Here is a 15,831-nt window from a genome sequence, read left to right on the forward strand (position 1 = left end):
TTTCCATAAAAAGGTCGAAAAATAAATAAAGATATGTTATAATATTCATAATATTTTCAAAATACTATCTAAAATGAAAGAAAATAGAAAGGAAGAGGAGGAACGGCGTATGTTAAAGAACTGGGCTCCGGAAGAAAGACCGGAAAAGGAAGAAATCAAGGAGCGGCTAAAAGCGGCCAGCCAAAAGCTTTATGAACTGCAGATGAAGATTAAGGAGCATAAGCTTCCTGTGCTTGTGCTGTTTGAAGGATGGGGTGCTTCCGGAAAGGGCAGCTCTATTGGAAAGGTCATCAAAAATATAGACCCGAGATTTTTTAAAGTAGCTACCATGTCTGCTCCAACAGAAGAAGAACTGCGCCGACCATTCCTCTATCGGTATTTTAAGCAGATTCCGGAAGCTGGTAAATTTACTTTTCTCGATTCCGGATGGATGGAGCAGACCTGTAAAGACTGTCTGGATGGGCTGAAGGGAGAAGCCTATGCAAAAAGGATTGACAGCATCAAACGGTTTGAGCGTCAGCTTACGGATAACGGATATCTGGTTCTGAAGTTTTTTATGGAAATCGATAAAGAGGAGCAGACCCGTCGAATGAACGCTTTATTAGACAGTAAGGATACAGACTGGCGTGTAGCGGAGTTTGACAGATGGCAGAATGAGCACTATAAAAAGTGCCGGAAAATTTTTGACAAATATCTTACGGATACCAATACCTCGACAGCGCCGTGGTATATCATTGATGCAACAGACAAAAAGTGGGCGGAATTACAGATATTGGAAACCATGGTAAGCAATATCGAGGTGGCAATGCAGAACAGCGGTCATTCCACTCCTCTGCTTCAAAATGTCTTTCCTCTTGTAAAAATGCCCAAGCTTTCCGAAATTGAACTGGAAGGAAAGGAAATCAGTGATGAGGATTACAAGGCAGAGCTGAAACAGCTTCAGAAAAAGCTGGGCGAGCTTCATAACCGCCTCTACCGGAAACGGATCCCGGTGATCATCACCTACGAGGGCTGGGACGCAGCAGGAAAGGGCGGCAATATCAAGCGCATTACCGAGGCACTTGATCCCAGAGGCTTTGAGGTTCATCCAATCGCAAGCCCGGAGCCTCACGAGAAATCCCGCCATTATCTGTGGCGTTTCTGGACAAGGCTTCCAAAGGACGGACACATTGCCATTTTTGACCGGACCTGGTACGGAAGAGTCATGGTAGAACGTCTGGAAGGCTTTTGCAGCGAAAACGACTGGAAAAGAGCCTACAATGAAATGAATGAATTTGAAAAGGAACTGTCCGACTGGGGTGCTGTGATCATCAAATTCTGGGTTCAGATAGACAAGGACACCCAGCTCGCCAGATTTACCGATCGTCAGAACAATCCGGAAAAACAGTGGAAGATCACAGACGAGGACTGGCGGAATCGGGAAAAATGGGATGCCTATGAGGGCGCCATCAATGAAATGCTCACAAAGACCAGCACCGTCTACGCTCCCTGGTATATTCTGGAATCCGTGGACAAAAAATATGCAAGGATCAAAGCTTTGAAAATCGTGATTGAACAGCTTGAGAAGGCACTGAAATGAGCAATTTGATTTTTAGCTTAAATGCGACCTTACCAGTTTTTTTTACCATGATATTAGGATGGTTTTTTAAGAAAACAGCATTAATGGATGACCATTTTGTGGAGAAAACAAATAAATTCGTATTTCGGGCTGCGCTGCCGGTATTGCTGTTTGAAGATCTGGCTTCTGTGGATTTTATTGAAGTGTGGGACACATCCTTTGTGTTGTTCTGTTTTTTTGCCACCCTGTTGTCGGTTTTGGGTGTGACAGCAGTTTCCTTTTTGTTAAAAGACAAGTCCATCCAGGGCGAATTTATCCAGGCGTCCTACCGCAGCAGCGCGGCTATCCTGGGCATTGCTTTTATCCAAAACATTTACGGAAATGCAGGCATGGGCCCGCTGATGATCATTGGCACGGTACCTCTTTATAATATATGTGCGGTTGTGGTGCTCAGCTTTATGAAGCCTGACCGGAAAAAACTGGATAAGCGCCTGTTAAAAGAAACCCTTCTGGAAATCGTAACCAATCCTATTATTCTGGGCATTGTTGCGGGGATGATCTGGTCGGTTCTGAGGATTCCCATGCTTCCTATCCTTGGGAAAACCGTGAAAAATCTGTCTGCCCTGGCCACACCTTTGGGTCTGATGGCTATGGGGGCTTCTTTTGAAATGAAAGATGTGTCAGCCTGCCTGAAACCAGCAGTTCTTGCCTCTTTTATAAAGTTAGTGGGCCTTGCGGCGGTCTTCCTGCCCATAGCCATAAACCTTGGCTTCCGCACGGAAAAATTAGTAGCTATACTGGTTATGTTAGGAACTGCCACAACCGTCAGTTGCTATATCATGGCCCGGAACATGGGGCATAAGGGCGTATTGACATCCAATACGGTTATGCTCACAACTCTTTTCAGCGCCTTTACCCTTACCGGATGGCTGTTTCTGCTGCGGACTATGGGATTCATTTAAATCATCTGTTCATCTGCATTTTAAAGGGCGCCATTTGGCGCCCTGTTACTATTTCTTAATTCATAAATTTTTTCAGCTCATCCATAAAGGTGCTGACATCTTTAAATTCCCGGTACACGGAAGCAAAACGGACATATGCTACGGAGTCCAGGTCTTTCAGGTGATTCATTACAATCTCGCCGATGGTGGTACTGGAAATTTCTTTTTCTTCGGTCTTAAAAATATCCCCTTCGATGGAATCCATCATTTCCTCAAGCCGTTCGCTTGAGATGGGACGCTTATAGCAGGCGCGACGGATGCCGTCCATTAACTTGGAGCGGCTGTATTGTTCGCGGTTTTGATTCTTTTTGATTACGGTCAGTGGTATGGTTTCCACCTTTTCATATGTGGTAAACCTTCTTCCGCAGGAATCGCACAATCTGCGGCGGCGTATGGAGTTTGTATCCTCCACTGGCCGGGAATCCACGACTCTTGTATTATCCTGATTACAATATGGACATTTCATGGAACTCTCCCCTTTCTCCATGGCACCCTTCCTGCCATGTCCCGAAACTCTGTTTTATTGGACTATTATACTGTATTTTTTGTTGTTATGTCAACAAGACGACAGGCATATTTCGCATTTGTCAAGCATAAATTTTGAAAAAAGCAACTTTTTAATCTGTTGCGAAAAAGTGGTTATCTATGCGCCTTTGTGAGTTAAAGCAAAAGGAAATCATCAACATCTGTACCTGCCGTAGCCTGGGATGCCCCATCGATGTGGAGTTTAACTGTGCCACAGGCCGTCTGACAGCCCTGGTTGTACCCGGACCAGGGCATTTTTGCGGATTTTTTGGAAGAGACAGTGAATATGTTATACCCTGGGAATGTATCCGCCAGATTGGGGATGACATTATTCTGGTAGAGATTCAGGAAGAAAAATGCTTCCATAAGGACTGAAGGTTGTAATTTTCTAACTACTGTTCACAGGTATATCACGCGAGGTGTTTTATGTGAGCAAAGGTCACATAAAACCCGAGAATGGCAGGCGCGAAATCGCATTTATGCGATTTCTGTGCATCCCGCGGAGCGTGTTGCTGTGAACGGAGTGAACAGTAACATTTTCTGCTTTTGTCAAGGGCTTTTATTTTTTATATTTTTCCGAAAAAAGTATATTTATCCTCCCGGCTGAGAATCATTTCTAGTGACGAAAGAAGATAAGGAGGATTCTTAAGATGGCACTTAACAAAGTAGAAATTTGCGGGGTCAATACAGCGAAGCTTCCAGTTCTGAAAGCCGAAGAGAAAGAAGAGCTTTTTCGGAGAATCAAGGAGGGAGACGAAGAAGCCCGGGAACTTTACATCAAAGGAAATTTAAGGCTTGTATTAAGCGTGATCAAGCGCTTTCAAAGCAGCAGTGAAAACGTGGACGATCTGTTTCAGATAGGGTGTATTGGTCTGATCAAGGCCATTGACAACTTTGACACGACTCTGAATGTAAAATTTTCTACCTATGCGGTACCCATGATCATCGGAGAAATCAGGCGGTATCTCCGTGACAACAATTCCATCCGTGTCAGCCGTTCCCTGCGGGACATTGCCTACAAAGCCATATATGCAAAAGAAAACTACGTAAAGCAGCACTTAAAGGAGCCTACCATAGCGGAAATCGCGGAGGAGATCGGCATAGAGAAAGAAACTATCGTTTATGCCATGGACGCGATCCAAAATCCGGTAAGTCTCTTTGAGCCAGTATATACAGAGGGCGGTGACACCCTCTATGTAATGGATCAGATCAGCGATAAGAAAAACAAAGAAGACCACTGGATCGAAAATCTTTCTTTGCGGGAAGCCATGCAGCGTCTCAATGACAGGGAGAGGCATATTATTGAGCTGCGTTTTTTTGAGGGAAAAACACAGATGGAGGTGGCTGGGGAAATCGGCATCTCCCAGGCGCAGGTCAGCCGCCTGGAAAAAAATGCGCTGAAATCCATGAAGAACTATCTGAGACCGTAAAGGTCAAAAAAGCCTTCCGCCTTGCAGTAAATACAAAGCGGAAGGCCTTAATGTCTCAGGAAACATAAGAAGCTGCCAGCGACAGATTCTTTAATTAGCAGATACCCTGTGCCTTCATAGCATCCACAACCTTCTCGAAGCCTGCGATGTTTGCGCCTACAACATAGTTGTCTTCCATGTCATAACGTTTTGCAGCCTCATCAGCTTTCTGGAAGATATCCTTCATAATGTTGTGAAGCTTCGCATCAACCTCTTCAGCTGTCCAGGAAAGTCTCATGGAGTTCTGGCTCATCTCCAGGGCGGAAGTAGCAACACCGCCTGCGTTTGCAGCCTTTCCAGGCATAAACAGAACGCCGTTTTCCATTACATAGTTGGTAGCGTCCAGAGTGGTAGGCATGTTAGCTCCCTCTACAACATATTTGCAGCCGTTTGCAACCAGAACCTTAGCACCCTCAAGATCAAGCTCGTTCTGAGTTGCACATGGCAGATAAACGTCACATTTGATATTCCAGATGCCAAGACCTTCTGTATAGGTAGCACCCTCAACCCGCTCTGCGTATTCTTTGATACGTCCGCGTTTTACTTCTTTGATATCTTTTACGATATCCAGCTTAATGCCTTCCGGATCATAGATATATCCGTTGGAGTCGTTCATGGCAACAACTTTAGCACCCATCTGCTGAGCTTTTTCTACTGCGTAGATCGCAACGTTACCGGAACCGGTCACTACAAAGGTTTTGCCCTCCATAGAATCATTGTGAGCCTTCATGATCTCATCCAGCATGTAAACAACGCCGTATCCGGTAGCCTGGGTACGGATCAGGGAACCGCCGAAGGTAAGACCCTTTCCAGTCAGAACACCTTCATACAGACCGCGGATTCTCTTATACTGTCCGAATAAATATCCGATCTCACGTCCGCCCACACCGATATCGCCTGCAGGAACGTCTGTGTCAGCACCAATATATTTGGAAAGCTCTGTCATAAAACTCTGGCAGAATGCCATAACTTCTCTGTCAGATTTGCCCTTCGGGTCAAAGTTGGAACCACCTTTGCCGCCGCCGATCGGAAGACCGGTCAGAGAGTTTTTGAAGATCTGTTCAAAACCTAAGAATTTCAGAATGCTCTGGTTTACGGACGGATGGAAGCGGAGACCTCCCTTGTAAGGTCCGATTGCGCTGTTAAACTGTACGCGGTAACCTTTGTTTACCTGAACCACGCCTTTATCGTCTACCCACGGAACGCGGAAGGAGATGATTCTTTCCGGCTCAACGAGACGCTCCAGGATGGAAAGTCTGCGGTACTCTTCTTCGTTTCTGTCAATTACTACTTTCAAAGAATCCAGAACTTCTTTTACTGCCTGGTGGAACTCCGGCTCGCCCGGATTCTGAGCTACGACTCTCTCATAAACTTCTTCGGTATAAGACATTGTAAATCCTCCTCATCCAAGATATAAAAATTTTTTCGCTTGCTATTATACACTAAAGTATTAAAAAAGAAAAGAGTAACATGGGATTTTTTTTATGAATGTTGCAAATCATTTTGGGAAAGCCTTGCGAAAAAATGGTAAATATGAGATGATAGGTGATATTTGTAGGTGAGGAGTGTGAATTTTATGAGAACATTTGAAAAATCCAGCAAATTGGATAATGTATTATACGATGTGAGAGGTCCGGTGGTGGATGAGGCCGCGAGAATGGAAGAGGATGGTATGGAAATACTGAAGCTGAATATTGGAAATCCTTATCCGTTCGGATTCTCCGCGCCGCAGGAGGTTATTCTGGATATGCTCAGCAACGTCCGCACTTCCCAGGGATATTCGGATTCTAAAGGGATTTTCTCTGCCAGAAAGGCAATCATGCAGTATTCACAACTGAAAAAGATTCCAGGTGTGACGATGAATGATATATATACAGGAAACGGTGTCAGCGAACTTATCAATCTGTGTATGCAGGCACTTCTAAATAACGGTGACGAAATTCTGATTCCTTCCCCGGATTATCCGCTGTGGACTGCTACGGCGACTCTGGCAGGAGGAAAGGCAGTGCATTATATTTGTGATGAGCAGTCTGAATGGTACCCGGATATAGAAGATATCCGCAGCAAGATCACAGACAGAACAAAGGCTATCGTGATCATCAATCCAAACAATCCCACCGGAGCCGTATATCCAAAGGAAATCCTGGAACAGATCGTCCAGGTGGCAAGGGAGCATGAGCTGATCATTTTTTCCGATGAGATCTATGATCGTCTTGTGATGGACGGATATGAGCATACCTCCATAGCATCCCTGGCACCAGATGTTTTCTGCGTAACCTTTTCCGGTCTGTCAAAATCCCATATGATCGCCGGATTCAGGATCGGCTGGATGGTTCTGAGCGGTGCGAAACACAGGGCAAAGAGCTACATAGAGGGCTTAAACATGCTTTCCTCCATGCGTCTGTGCTCCAATGTTCCGGCTCAGGCTATCGTGCAGACAGCATTGGGCGGTTACCAGAGCGTCAACGAATACATCCAGCCGGGCGGAAGGGTGTATGAGCAGAGAGAGTATATTTATAAGGCTCTGACAGACATTCCGGGGATTACAGCAGTAAAACCAAAGGCAGCCTTTTATATTTTTCCGAAGATCGATACAAAGAAATTCGGAATTACAGATGATGAGCAGTTTGCGTTGGATTTTCTTCATGAAAAGCAAGTATTGCTTGTACCGGGCAAGGGCTTTAACTGGGGAGAACCGGATCATTTCCGCGTTGTATATCTGCCGAATGTGCTTCAATTGGAAAAAGCGGCAGCAAAGCTGAGGGACTTCCTCAGTACATACAAGCAGAGCTAAGGTGGTATCTACACAAAATTTTAGGATATAGACCTTGGAAAAAATTAATGCTATAATAGATTTATCGGCCAACGATTGATGGACAGTACGAAATATCCGTGAGGGGTAAGGAGGATAAAATTATCGAAGAGCTGAAAAAAGAAAGGGGATTAAACTATGGCAGGATTTAATATGAAAGTGACACCGGAAATTGAGAGACTGACAGACATTTGTACGGAGAATACAAGCCTTGACCTGTCCCTTTACGCAAAATATGACGTAAAGCGCGGGCTGCGTGATGTAAACGGAAAGGGTGTTCTGGCAGGTCTGACTCAGGTTTCCAATGTAAATGCAGTGAAGGTTGTGGACGGAAAAGAGGTTCCCTGCGCGGGCAGCCTTTCCTATCGCGGCTATGACATTAAGGAGCTGACAAGGGGATTTGTTAATGATGACCGTTTCGGTTTTGAGGAGACGACGTATCTTTTGCTTTTCGGAAAGCTTCCTAACAGCGAGGAGCTGGAAGAGTTTTCAAAGCTTCTTACAAACCAGAGATCTCTACCCACGAATTTTGTAAGAGATGTTATCATGAAGGCACCGTCAAAGGACATTATGAATGCTCTTTCCAGAAGCGTTCTGACTCTTTACTGTTATGACAAGAATCCAGATGACATCTCCCTGCCAAACGTACTTCGGCAGTGTCTGAATCTGATCAGTGTATTTCCGCTTTTGTCCGTATACGGATATCAGGCGTATAACCACTATATTTGTGGAAAGAGCCTTTACATTCATAATCCAAAGAAGGGGCTTTCCACTGCGGAAAATATTCTGAGAATGCTCAGACCGGATAAAAAGTATTCCCATTTGGAAGCAAAAATTCTGGATTTGGCTCTGATCCTCCATATGGAGCACGGTGGAGGAAATAACTCTACTTTTACAACTCACGTAGTTTCATCTTCAGGAACAGACACTTATTCTGCCATTGCAGCAGCACTTGGTTCCCTGAAGGGACCAAAGCACGGCGGTGCCAATATTAAGGTTGTCAGCATGTTCCATGACATGAAGAAAAATATTTCTGACATTGGGGACGAGGATGCGGTAAGGGATTATCTGAAGAAGCTTCTCCATAAAGAGGCATTTGACAGAAGAGGGCTGATCTATGGTATGGGTCATGCAATCTATTCCGTTTCCGACCCAAGAGCAGAGGTTCTGAAAAGCTTTGTGGAAACCCTTGCCCGTGAAAAAGGAAGGATAAAGGATTACAATCTTTATTCCATGGTAGAAAGGATGGCGCCTGAGGTGATCGCAGAGGAACGCCATATCTACAAAGGCGTCAGTGCCAATGTGGATTTTTACAGCGGATTTGTATACAGTATGCTGGATCTGCCATTGGAGCTGTATACGCCTATGTTTGCTGTGGCGCGTATTGTTGGATGGAGCGCACATCGTATGGAGGAGCTTATCAATACGGATAAGATCATCCGTCCGGCTTATAAGAATGTTCTGGAGCCGGCAGCATATGTTCCGCTGAATGAGCGCAGCTAAGAAAGGCAAGTGAGAGTATGACGGAATTAAATGGATCAGCACTGGTTCTGGAGGGCGGCGGCAACCGGGGGGTGTTTACAGCCGGAGTCCTGGATTATCTGATGGAGAGGGAAGAGAAGTTTTCTTATGTGATCGGTGTGTCCGCCGGGGCCTGTAATGCCATGGACTATCTTTCCGGGCAGCCGGAACGTACCAAAAACTGTATGATCGTGCGGGAAAGAAAGAACCGGTATATTGCCACCAGGGGAGCATTGAAAAAAGGACGGCTGTTTGATATGGATATGATTTTTGACCAATATCCGAACAGAATTTTTCCCTTTGATTTTGATACCTATTTTCAGTCAGATATGGACTGTGAGCTGGTGGTAACCAATTGTCTTTCGGGAAAAGCCAGGTATTTGTCAGAGAAAGAAAGCAGAGAAAGGCTGCTGGCAATCTGCCGTGCATCCTCCAGTATCCCTGTAGCCAGTGATATGGTGATGGTGGACGGAGCGCCCTGTCTTGACGGAGGAATTGCAGATTCCATACCAATCATACATGCAATGGAAAAAGGTTACCGCAAGAACGTGGTGATCCTTACCAGAAACAAAGGCTACCGTAAGAAAAAGCCGGGTAAGAGCCGGGCACTTTATATTGCAGCATTTAAAGAGTATCCGGAGTTTTTGAATACGCTGCTGACGCGGTACAGAAATTACAACCGTACCTTGGAGCTTATTGAAAAATGGGAACAGGAAGGTCATATTTTTGTAATCAGGCCGGAGATGGAAACCGTTTCCAGAACTGAACAGAATACCCGGAAACTGACAGAGTTTTATCAGCATGGCATGGATGTGATGAAAGAGCGTTTTGATGAAATGCAGGCATATCTGAAAGGCTGACAGTTTTGCTCTTTAAAGAGCTTAGAGCGTGCTTGAAAAATGCTTTCAGCCAGATGTGCGTCACAATTTGTGAGAGACAAATATACCGCAAAGTGGGGCGTGCAGATGACTGGAATGAATTTTCAAACACGCTCTAGGAGAAAACGCAGAAATTAAGGATGAGGTTGGGATGTTTAAGAGCTTTTTTCCGGATGAATATCTGGATTCCGCATATGAGATAGATTATGATGGGCTGTACAGAAAAGGAATCAGGGGGATTTTGTTTGACATTGACAATACCCTTGTGCCCCACGGTGCTCCGGCTGATGAAAGGGCGGTAAGGCTGTTTGAGAAGCTCCATGAAAGGGGTTTTGGCTGCTGTCTGGTTTCCAATAACAAAAAGCCGCGCGTCGAGCCCTTCGCTTCAGCAGTGGGAGCCCATTACCTGGAAGATGCAGGAAAGCCTTCTGTAAAGGGATACCAAAAAGCTATGGAGATTCTGGGAACAGATACAAAGAATACGGTTTTCGTAGGAGATCAGCTTTTTACTGACATTTACGGCGCAAAAAGGGCGGGACTGCAGACCTTTCTGGTAAAGCCGATCCATCCCAAGGAAGAGATCCAGATTGTCCTGAAGCGTTATCTCGAAAAAATTATTCTATATTTTTACATGAAAGAGGAGGGGGATTCATGAACCATATCGTGATCATAGGATTTATGGGTTCAGGTAAGACACGTGTGGGAAAACGTCTGTCCAATGATCTGGGACTGCCGTTCGTGGATGTTGACAGAGTAATTACAAAGAAAATGGATTTAAGTGTAAAGGAGATTTTCCAGAGATTCGGGGAACCATATTATCGCGCCCTTGAAACTATAACTATCAAGGCTTTGATCGAGGACCAGGAACGCAAGGTGGTCTCTCTGGGATCCGGGCTTCCTATTCAGGAGCAGAACCAGAAATATCTTAAAGAACTGGGTACCATTGTTTATCTGAAAGGCTCTGCAGATACACTGCGGAAACGTCTGGAGGGAAACAGCAGCAACCCGCTTCTGGAGGGAGAAAACCAGGATGAAAAAATCAAAAAGCTTCTGAAACAGCGCGACCCGGTGTACACAAAGTATGCGGATATCCAAGTTGTAACAGGTGTGAAGCCATTTGAGGAGCTGATCCGGGAAATCGAGGAAAAATTGGAAGCATATGCAAAAAAATAGTTGAAAAATATGCGCAGGTATTATAGAATAATGAAAGTGAAGCACAATAAGGAGGAAATATTAATATGATTTCAGCAGGTGATTTCAGAAACGGCGTCACAGTAGAAATTGATGGCAATGTATGTCAGATCGTAGAATTTCAGCATGTTAAACCTGGAAAAGGAGCAGCTTTCGTAAGAACCAAATACAAAAATATCATCACAGGATCCGTGTTAGAGAAATCTTTCCGTCCTACTGAGAAATTCCCTACCGCACGTATTGAGCGTGTAGATATGCAGTATCTGTACAGCGACGGCGGTTTATTCTACTTCATGAACGTAGAGACTTTCGATCAGATTGGTCTGACTGAGGAGCAGGTTGGAGATTCTCTTAAGTTTGTAAAAGAAAATGAAATGGTTAAAATATGTTCTCATAACGGCAACGTATTTGCAATTGAACCGCCGTTGTTCGTAGAGCTTCTTGTTACAGAAACCGAACCTGGCTTTGCAGGAAACACTGCTCAGGGAGCTACGAAACCGGCTACCGTAGAGACGGGGGCACAGGTTATGGTTCCGTTGTTTGTTAATGAGGGAGACAAGCTGAAAATTGATACCAGATCCGGAGAATATCTTTCCAGAGTATAATTGGAGAATATGTACTGCCATCGGTGTGAACCGATGGCAGTTTTGCAATTTGATAAAACGAGAGACAGGTAATTGGCCAGAGAGAGGCAGGAGGAGAATATGGAATATACAACATTAGGAAAAACAGGTCTGCGCATTTCCAGAATGGGCTTTGGAGGAATCCCCATTCAGAGGATTGATGCCCAGGGAACAAGGGAATTAATGAAGAAGCTTGCCGAGTCAGGCGTAAACTATATCGACACAGCCAGAAGCTACACGGTGAGCGAAGAATATCTGGGCTATGGCCTGGAAGGAATCCGGAACAGATTTGTCCTGGCAACAAAGAGCATGTCCAGAACAAAGGATGCCATGGCAGCAGACATTGAGATAAGCCTTAAGAATTTGCGGACAGACTATATTGACCTGTATCAGGTACATAATCCAAGCATGGAGCAGCTTGATACGATTGTGGGAGAGGGGGGAGCACTGGAGGCTCTTCTGGAGGCAAAGGCTGCCGGAAAGATCGGGCATTTGGGACTGACAGCCCATTCGACAGCAGTGTTTGAGCGCGCGCTTTCATTGGACTGGGTAGAAACCATCATGTTCCCTTACAACATCGTAGAAAACCAGGGGGAAGAGCTGATTGCAAAATGCAGGGAGAAGAATATTGGATTTATAGATATGAAGCCCCTGGCAGGAGGAGCCATTGAAAATGCTGCACTGGCTCTCCGTTATGTCTGTTCCAATCCGGCTGTGACGGTTGTGATACCCGGAATGGCAGATATTGCGGAGCTGGATGAAAATGTAAGGGCTTGTTCAGATACCAGTCCCATCACAGAAGAAGAGAAGGCTGAGCTGGAGAAAATCCGTCAGGAGCTGGGAACGGATTTTTGCCGGCGCTGTAATTACTGTGCGCCTTGTACTGTAGGAATCAACATCCCAAGTGTTTTCCTGTTTGCAGGATATCTGGAGCGGTACAATCTGGCTGACTGGGCAAAAGAACGCTATTTTGGCCTTCCGGTGAAGGCTTCTGCCTGCGTTGAGTGCGGAGAGTGTGAGAGCAGATGTCCGTATCATCTGCCGATCCGCCAGAAGCTGAAAAAATGTGCGGAAGAATTTGGAGAATGATTTTTGACACCATATTTAACAAAAAAAGCTCTGAAGCCTGGTAATTCCAGGCTTCAGAGCTAATCCAACAAGTGGACCTGGCGGGAATTGAACCCGCGTCCGAAAGTCTATCCCTTGAGGCATCTCCCATCACAGTCGCTGAATTAACATTCCCTCTACAGCACGCCCACCGACAGGCTTACTGCTTCAGTAGCTTCATGATACATCTGCCGGGACAAAGCTTAACCGGCAAGGTTTCTCACATAGTCGACGCCAGGAACCTGATGTGTGAGTGCACCAGGACTGACGGGCAGCACTTAGGCTGCCATTACTAACTGATCGTCAGCGTTTATATTTAGAATTTCCCGTTATTACGCAGTTCGGGAGACTGCGGATGGCTTCCACAACTTCAAAACCCCCGTCGAAACCAGTACAAGCCCTAATGATGAATAGACAGGTGTCTGGTACGCAGACGAAGAGAAAAGCATTTGTGCGGCTTTTCTTGAATCATTATAGCGGTATTCCTGTGAGGTGTCAAGCCTGTAAAAAAATACTAAAAGTTCCTATGATATAAAAAAGCACTGCGCGAATGATGCGCACGGATGCAGGGGGGATTTATTGCTTCGGGATATGCATCCGGCGCGGCAAAAATGTAATGAATGCCTATTTCCCTAAATACCCCCCATCTACGGGAATGACAGCTCCGGTAATGTAATTGGACTCCTCGCTGGCAAGAAAAACACTGATTCCTTTCAGATCTTCAGCAGTCCCCCAACGTCCCATTGGAATACGGCTGCTGATCTCCTTGTACTGACCGGGATTTTTTTCCTTTAATTCGGCAGTGAGGGCGGTAGCCATATATCCGGGAGCAATGGCATTTACGCAAATCCCGTAACAAGCCCATTCATTGGAGAGCGCTTTCGTCAATTGTGCTACAGCGCCTTTACTGGCAGTATATGCAGGTATCCGCACGCTGCCGAAAAAGGAGGTCATAGAGGCGATATTGATTATTTTTCCGCCTCCCTGTTTTTTCATCTTGGCAGCCGCCAGTTGAGACATATAAAAGACCGCGCTCAGATTGATACGGATGATTTTCTCCCACTGTTCAGCGGGAAAGTCCAATGCATCGCAGCGATATTGTATACCAGCTCCATTCACCAGAATGTCTAAACGTCCGTCAAGATATTCCAATGCTTTTTGATATCCGGCCTCAATCTGGTTCTTGTCCTGAAGATCTGCCTGCACACCATACACGGAAGGTCCGCTTTGCCCCATCTCCCTGGCTGCGTCAAAAGCTTTGGAGGAGGATCCAAGGAGTACTACTTCTGCACCTGCTTCATGCAGCCCCTCAGCGATTCCCTTGCATAAACCGCTGCCGCCGCCGGTGACCAGAGCTTTCTTTCTATCTAATGTAAAATTCATGCTATCTCTCCTTTTTTAACTTATTATACAAAAAAAGTTTTCTGACATCAATTATGGAAATATATGAAACAAATAATATTTCGAATCTGAAAGGAAATAATAAATAAAGGAAAGTGAGAAACATGCGGCATATTATTTTAAAATCTTAGAAGGTGTGAAAATAATAATCAAACTATTTGACAAAATTGGACAAAAAATAGTTCGAAATTTTAAATATAGTATAATTACTCAAAAATATAGAGGAAATTTGTTACGAAAGACATTGTTGTGTGAAAAATATTTGCTTATAATTTATTAAATAGGTGTACGGGATGTTGGGAAGGTGCTTAATGGAATAGAGGTGGTGCGATGATTATATCTGTAAAGCAGATGCAGAATATTGTAGAAGAGCTGGAAGACACTATACAGAAGAATATTAATATTATGGATGAAAAAGGCTGTATAATTGCCAGTTCCGACCCGTCCAGAATCGGAAATTATCATTCCGGAGCACAACAGGTAATTAATGAAAAGCTGGATGAACTTGTTATCTGTGACCAGGACGAGTATGCGGGAGCAAAAAATGGAATTAATCTCCCTATTATTATAGAAGGGGAAATCGTGGGTGTAGTTGGAATAACCGGAGAAAAAGAAGAGGTTCAGACACTGGGGAAGATCATCCAGAAAATGACCAAAATATTGATTATGGACAATTACCAAAATAATCAGAAAAAGACAATGGAAAATATGAAAAATAATTTTATTTTCAGTTGGCTTTTTACGAATGAGGACGAAACCGATACGGATGAAAATATTAACCTTAGAGGCAGGCTGCTGGGGATTGATATTAATTTGAACCGGGTTGTAGTTGTAATGGGAATTGAAAGCAAAAAGTCAGATCAGGGACAGCATGAGGCAGAGATAGAACAGAAGAGATATGAAATAATCAGCAAAGAAATTAAACGATATCTGAAACATGATTCCCAGCATTTGTTTTCTCAGATTGGTACAAAGCTGGTTATTTTTTTCCATAGTTCTGATACCATAGAGGTAATGAGAACAGTAGGAGAAATGGCTAAGGGGATTGAAAAACAGTATGATAGCAATGTGTATTGCGGGATTGGAACAGCAGGAACCAATCGTCTTGAAATCAGACGATCTTACCGGGAGGCAAATACGGCCTGCAATCTTGCCATGCGTATGAAGAACAGAAAGATCAAACTGTATAGCGATGCGGACATGGAGCTGCTGCTGCAAAATATTTCCAGACATGACCGGGAAATGTTTGTGAAAAGGATTTTTAAAGATTGCCAGGACAGCGAAATTCTGAAATGGGTACAGCTTCTCAGGTGTTATACGGAAAATAATGGTTCTATCACTAAGACGGCAGAAGATTGCTATATTCATAAAAACACTTTGCAGTATCGTCTTACAAGACTGAAGGATATTACCGGATATGATCCGAGAATTATAAAAGAATCCATTCCACTTTATATAGCAATGCTGATCTATGAATTTGATTACAATGGAAATACGGAGTGAACTGCGTGTATCAATGCAGCGTTGATAAATTATCACTTTAATTTACGAAAAATATTTCTTGCAATTAAGTGTATTATCCTGTATAATAACTTTAATTTATTAGTTGGGATGAGGGAAATATAACAGATGTACAAAGGTGTACAGCGTTTGGGGTATCGCAGTACACCTTTTTTGTTTCACTATATGGCAAAATGACGATTTTGCTTTCAATTGCGTTTCCTGATTCCAATCAAACACAGGGT

17 protein-coding genes and 1 other RNA gene are annotated in these 15,831 nt (G+C 44.3%); 13 read left to right on the forward strand and 5 right to left on the reverse strand.

Annotation, left to right across the window (positions count from 1 at the left end; translation table 11 throughout):
• The first annotated feature begins 109 nt into the window (after positions 1–109).
• Both pap and ACESZH_RS09955 read left to right on the forward strand, forming a co-directional pair.
• Positions 110–1,579, forward strand: coding sequence for a polyphosphate:AMP phosphotransferase (pap, locus tag ACESZH_RS09950; RefSeq protein WP_373215266.1), 1,470 nt, complete (start codon positions 110–112; stop codon positions 1,577–1,579).
• Positions 1,576–2,520 (forward strand): AEC family transporter, encoded by a 945-nt coding sequence (locus tag ACESZH_RS09955; protein ID WP_373215264.1) that lies wholly within the window; start codon positions 1,576–1,578, stop codon positions 2,518–2,520. Before pap ends, ACESZH_RS09955 begins: the two co-directional genes overlap by 4 nt.
• A 55-nt stretch (positions 2,521–2,575) precedes the next feature.
• Here ACESZH_RS09955 and nrdR read toward each other — a convergent pair whose 3' ends face one another.
• Positions 2,576–3,025 carry a transcriptional regulator NrdR gene (gene nrdR, locus ACESZH_RS09960; protein WP_373215364.1) on the reverse strand — a complete coding sequence of 150 codons (450 nt, stop codon included), beginning with the start codon at positions 3,023–3,025 and terminating at the stop codon, positions 2,576–2,578.
• Positions 3,026–3,204: 179 nt separating this feature from the next.
• Here nrdR and ACESZH_RS09965 point away from each other — a divergent pair, with 179 nt between their 5' ends.
• A complete protein-coding gene (locus tag ACESZH_RS09965) occupies positions 3,205–3,459 on the forward strand; it encodes a YlmC/YmxH family sporulation protein (protein WP_373215262.1) in 255 nt (84 codons plus the stop codon).
• Positions 3,460–3,734: 275 nt separating this feature from the next.
• A complete protein-coding gene (gene sigG / locus ACESZH_RS09970; RefSeq protein WP_373215259.1) occupies positions 3,735–4,514 on the forward strand; it encodes an RNA polymerase sporulation sigma factor SigG in 780 nt (259 codons plus the stop codon).
• A 94-nt stretch (positions 4,515–4,608) separates the two neighbouring features.
• Here the strand turns inward: sigG and gdhA are convergent, their stop codons facing one another.
• Positions 4,609–5,943, reverse strand: coding sequence for an NADP-specific glutamate dehydrogenase (gdhA, locus tag ACESZH_RS09975; RefSeq protein ID WP_373215257.1), 1,335 nt, complete (start codon positions 5,941–5,943; stop codon positions 4,609–4,611).
• Between the two features lie 186 nt (positions 5,944–6,129).
• Between gdhA and ACESZH_RS09980 the strand changes: the two genes are divergently transcribed.
• The 3 genes from ACESZH_RS09980 (at position 6,130) to ACESZH_RS09990 (ending at position 9,746) form a co-directional block, all read left to right on the forward strand.
• A complete protein-coding gene (locus ACESZH_RS09980) occupies positions 6,130–7,347 on the forward strand; it encodes an aminotransferase class I/II-fold pyridoxal phosphate-dependent enzyme (protein ID WP_373215255.1) in 1,218 nt (405 codons plus the stop codon).
• Positions 7,348–7,503: 156 nt separating this feature from the next.
• Entirely contained in the window at positions 7,504–8,868 is a 1,365-nt protein-coding gene (locus ACESZH_RS09985; protein ID WP_373215253.1) for a citrate/2-methylcitrate synthase, read from the forward strand.
• Between the two features lie 17 nt (positions 8,869–8,885).
• A complete protein-coding gene (locus ACESZH_RS09990) occupies positions 8,886–9,746 on the forward strand; it encodes a patatin family protein (RefSeq protein WP_373215251.1) in 861 nt (286 codons plus the stop codon).
• Here the strand turns inward: ACESZH_RS09990 and ACESZH_RS09995 are convergent.
• On the reverse strand, positions 9,683–9,826 hold the full coding sequence (locus ACESZH_RS09995) for a DUF6783 domain-containing protein (protein ID WP_373215248.1): 144 nt from the start codon (positions 9,824–9,826) through the stop codon (positions 9,683–9,685). The two genes, ACESZH_RS09990 and ACESZH_RS09995, sit on opposite strands and share 64 nt — an antisense overlap.
• Here ACESZH_RS09995 and ACESZH_RS10000 point away from each other — a divergent pair.
• The 5 genes from ACESZH_RS10000 to ACESZH_RS10020 all read left to right on the forward strand — a co-directional run bounded on the left by ACESZH_RS10000 (position 9,786) and on the right by ACESZH_RS10020 (position 12,667).
• The gene (locus tag ACESZH_RS10000; protein ID WP_373215246.1) at positions 9,786–9,902 is read left to right on the forward strand and encodes a DUF6783 domain-containing protein; all 117 of its coding nucleotides are present in this window, start codon (positions 9,786–9,788) and stop codon (positions 9,900–9,902) included. The genes ACESZH_RS09995 and ACESZH_RS10000 overlap by 41 nt on opposite strands.
• A 13-nt stretch (positions 9,903–9,915) precedes the next feature.
• The gene (locus ACESZH_RS10005; RefSeq protein WP_373215244.1) at positions 9,916–10,419 is read left to right on the forward strand and encodes a YqeG family HAD IIIA-type phosphatase; all 504 of its coding nucleotides are present in this window, start codon (positions 9,916–9,918) and stop codon (positions 10,417–10,419) included.
• Entirely contained in the window at positions 10,416–10,937 is a 522-nt protein-coding gene (locus ACESZH_RS10010; protein ID WP_373215242.1) for a shikimate kinase, read from the forward strand. The genes ACESZH_RS10005 and ACESZH_RS10010 overlap by 4 nt, the downstream gene beginning before the upstream one ends.
• 65 nt (positions 10,938–11,002) lie before the next feature.
• Positions 11,003–11,560 carry an elongation factor P gene (gene efp, locus ACESZH_RS10015; RefSeq protein ID WP_373215240.1) on the forward strand — a complete coding sequence of 186 codons (558 nt, stop codon included), beginning with the start codon at positions 11,003–11,005 and terminating at the stop codon, positions 11,558–11,560.
• Positions 11,561–11,659: 99 nt separating this feature from the next.
• Positions 11,660–12,667: an aldo/keto reductase gene (locus ACESZH_RS10020; protein WP_373215238.1), complete on the forward strand. Its 1,008-nt coding sequence runs from the start codon at positions 11,660–11,662 to the stop codon at positions 12,665–12,667.
• A gap of 69 nt (positions 12,668–12,736) precedes the next feature.
• Here the strand turns inward: ACESZH_RS10020 and ssrA are convergent.
• Positions 12,737–13,086, reverse strand: a transfer-messenger RNA (tmRNA) gene (ssrA, locus tag ACESZH_RS10025).
• A 223-nt stretch (positions 13,087–13,309) separates the two neighbouring features.
• Positions 13,310–14,068, reverse strand: a complete 759-nt coding sequence (locus ACESZH_RS10030; protein WP_373215236.1) for an SDR family NAD(P)-dependent oxidoreductase — start codon at positions 14,066–14,068, stop codon at positions 13,310–13,312.
• A 348-nt stretch (positions 14,069–14,416) separates the two neighbouring features.
• Here ACESZH_RS10030 and ACESZH_RS10035 point away from each other — a divergent pair, with 348 nt between their 5' ends.
• Positions 14,417–15,589 (forward strand): CdaR family transcriptional regulator, encoded by a 1,173-nt coding sequence (locus ACESZH_RS10035; protein WP_373215233.1) that lies wholly within the window; start codon positions 14,417–14,419, stop codon positions 15,587–15,589.
• Positions 15,590–15,831 lie beyond the last annotated feature (242 nt).

The sequence above is a fragment of the Ruminococcus sp. 5_1_39BFAA genome, assembly GCF_964240875.1.
Lineage (GTDB): Bacteria > Bacillota > Clostridia > Lachnospirales > Lachnospiraceae > Blautia_A.

Coding starts and splice junctions, on each gene's coding strand:
- pap (WP_373215266.1), top strand. CDS start 110: ATGTTAAAGAACTGGGCTCCGGAAGAAAGACCGGAAAAGGAAGAAATC.
- ACESZH_RS09955 (WP_373215264.1), top strand. CDS start 1,576: ATGAGCAATTTGATTTTTAGCTTAAATGCGACCTTACCAGTTTTTTTT.
- nrdR (WP_373215364.1), bottom strand. CDS start 3,025: ATGAAATGTCCATATTGTAATCAGGATAATACAAGAGTCGTGGATTCC.
- ACESZH_RS09965 (WP_373215262.1), top strand. CDS start 3,205: ATGCGCCTTTGTGAGTTAAAGCAAAAGGAAATCATCAACATCTGTACC.
- sigG (WP_373215259.1), top strand. CDS start 3,735: ATGGCACTTAACAAAGTAGAAATTTGCGGGGTCAATACAGCGAAGCTT.
- gdhA (WP_373215257.1), bottom strand. CDS start 5,943: ATGTCTTATACCGAAGAAGTTTATGAGAGAGTCGTAGCTCAGAATCCG.
- ACESZH_RS09980 (WP_373215255.1), top strand. CDS start 6,130: ATGAGAACATTTGAAAAATCCAGCAAATTGGATAATGTATTATACGAT.
- ACESZH_RS09985 (WP_373215253.1), top strand. CDS start 7,504: ATGGCAGGATTTAATATGAAAGTGACACCGGAAATTGAGAGACTGACA.
- ACESZH_RS09990 (WP_373215251.1), top strand. CDS start 8,886: ATGACGGAATTAAATGGATCAGCACTGGTTCTGGAGGGCGGCGGCAAC.
- ACESZH_RS10000 (WP_373215246.1), top strand. CDS start 9,786: ATGCTTTCAGCCAGATGTGCGTCACAATTTGTGAGAGACAAATATACC.
- ACESZH_RS10005 (WP_373215244.1), top strand. CDS start 9,916: ATGTTTAAGAGCTTTTTTCCGGATGAATATCTGGATTCCGCATATGAG.
- ACESZH_RS10010 (WP_373215242.1), top strand. CDS start 10,416: ATGAACCATATCGTGATCATAGGATTTATGGGTTCAGGTAAGACACGT.
- efp (WP_373215240.1), top strand. CDS start 11,003: ATGATTTCAGCAGGTGATTTCAGAAACGGCGTCACAGTAGAAATTGAT.
- ACESZH_RS10020 (WP_373215238.1), top strand. CDS start 11,660: ATGGAATATACAACATTAGGAAAAACAGGTCTGCGCATTTCCAGAATG.
- ACESZH_RS10030 (WP_373215236.1), bottom strand. CDS start 14,068: ATGAATTTTACATTAGATAGAAAGAAAGCTCTGGTCACCGGCGGCGGC.
- ACESZH_RS10035 (WP_373215233.1), top strand. CDS start 14,417: ATGATTATATCTGTAAAGCAGATGCAGAATATTGTAGAAGAGCTGGAA.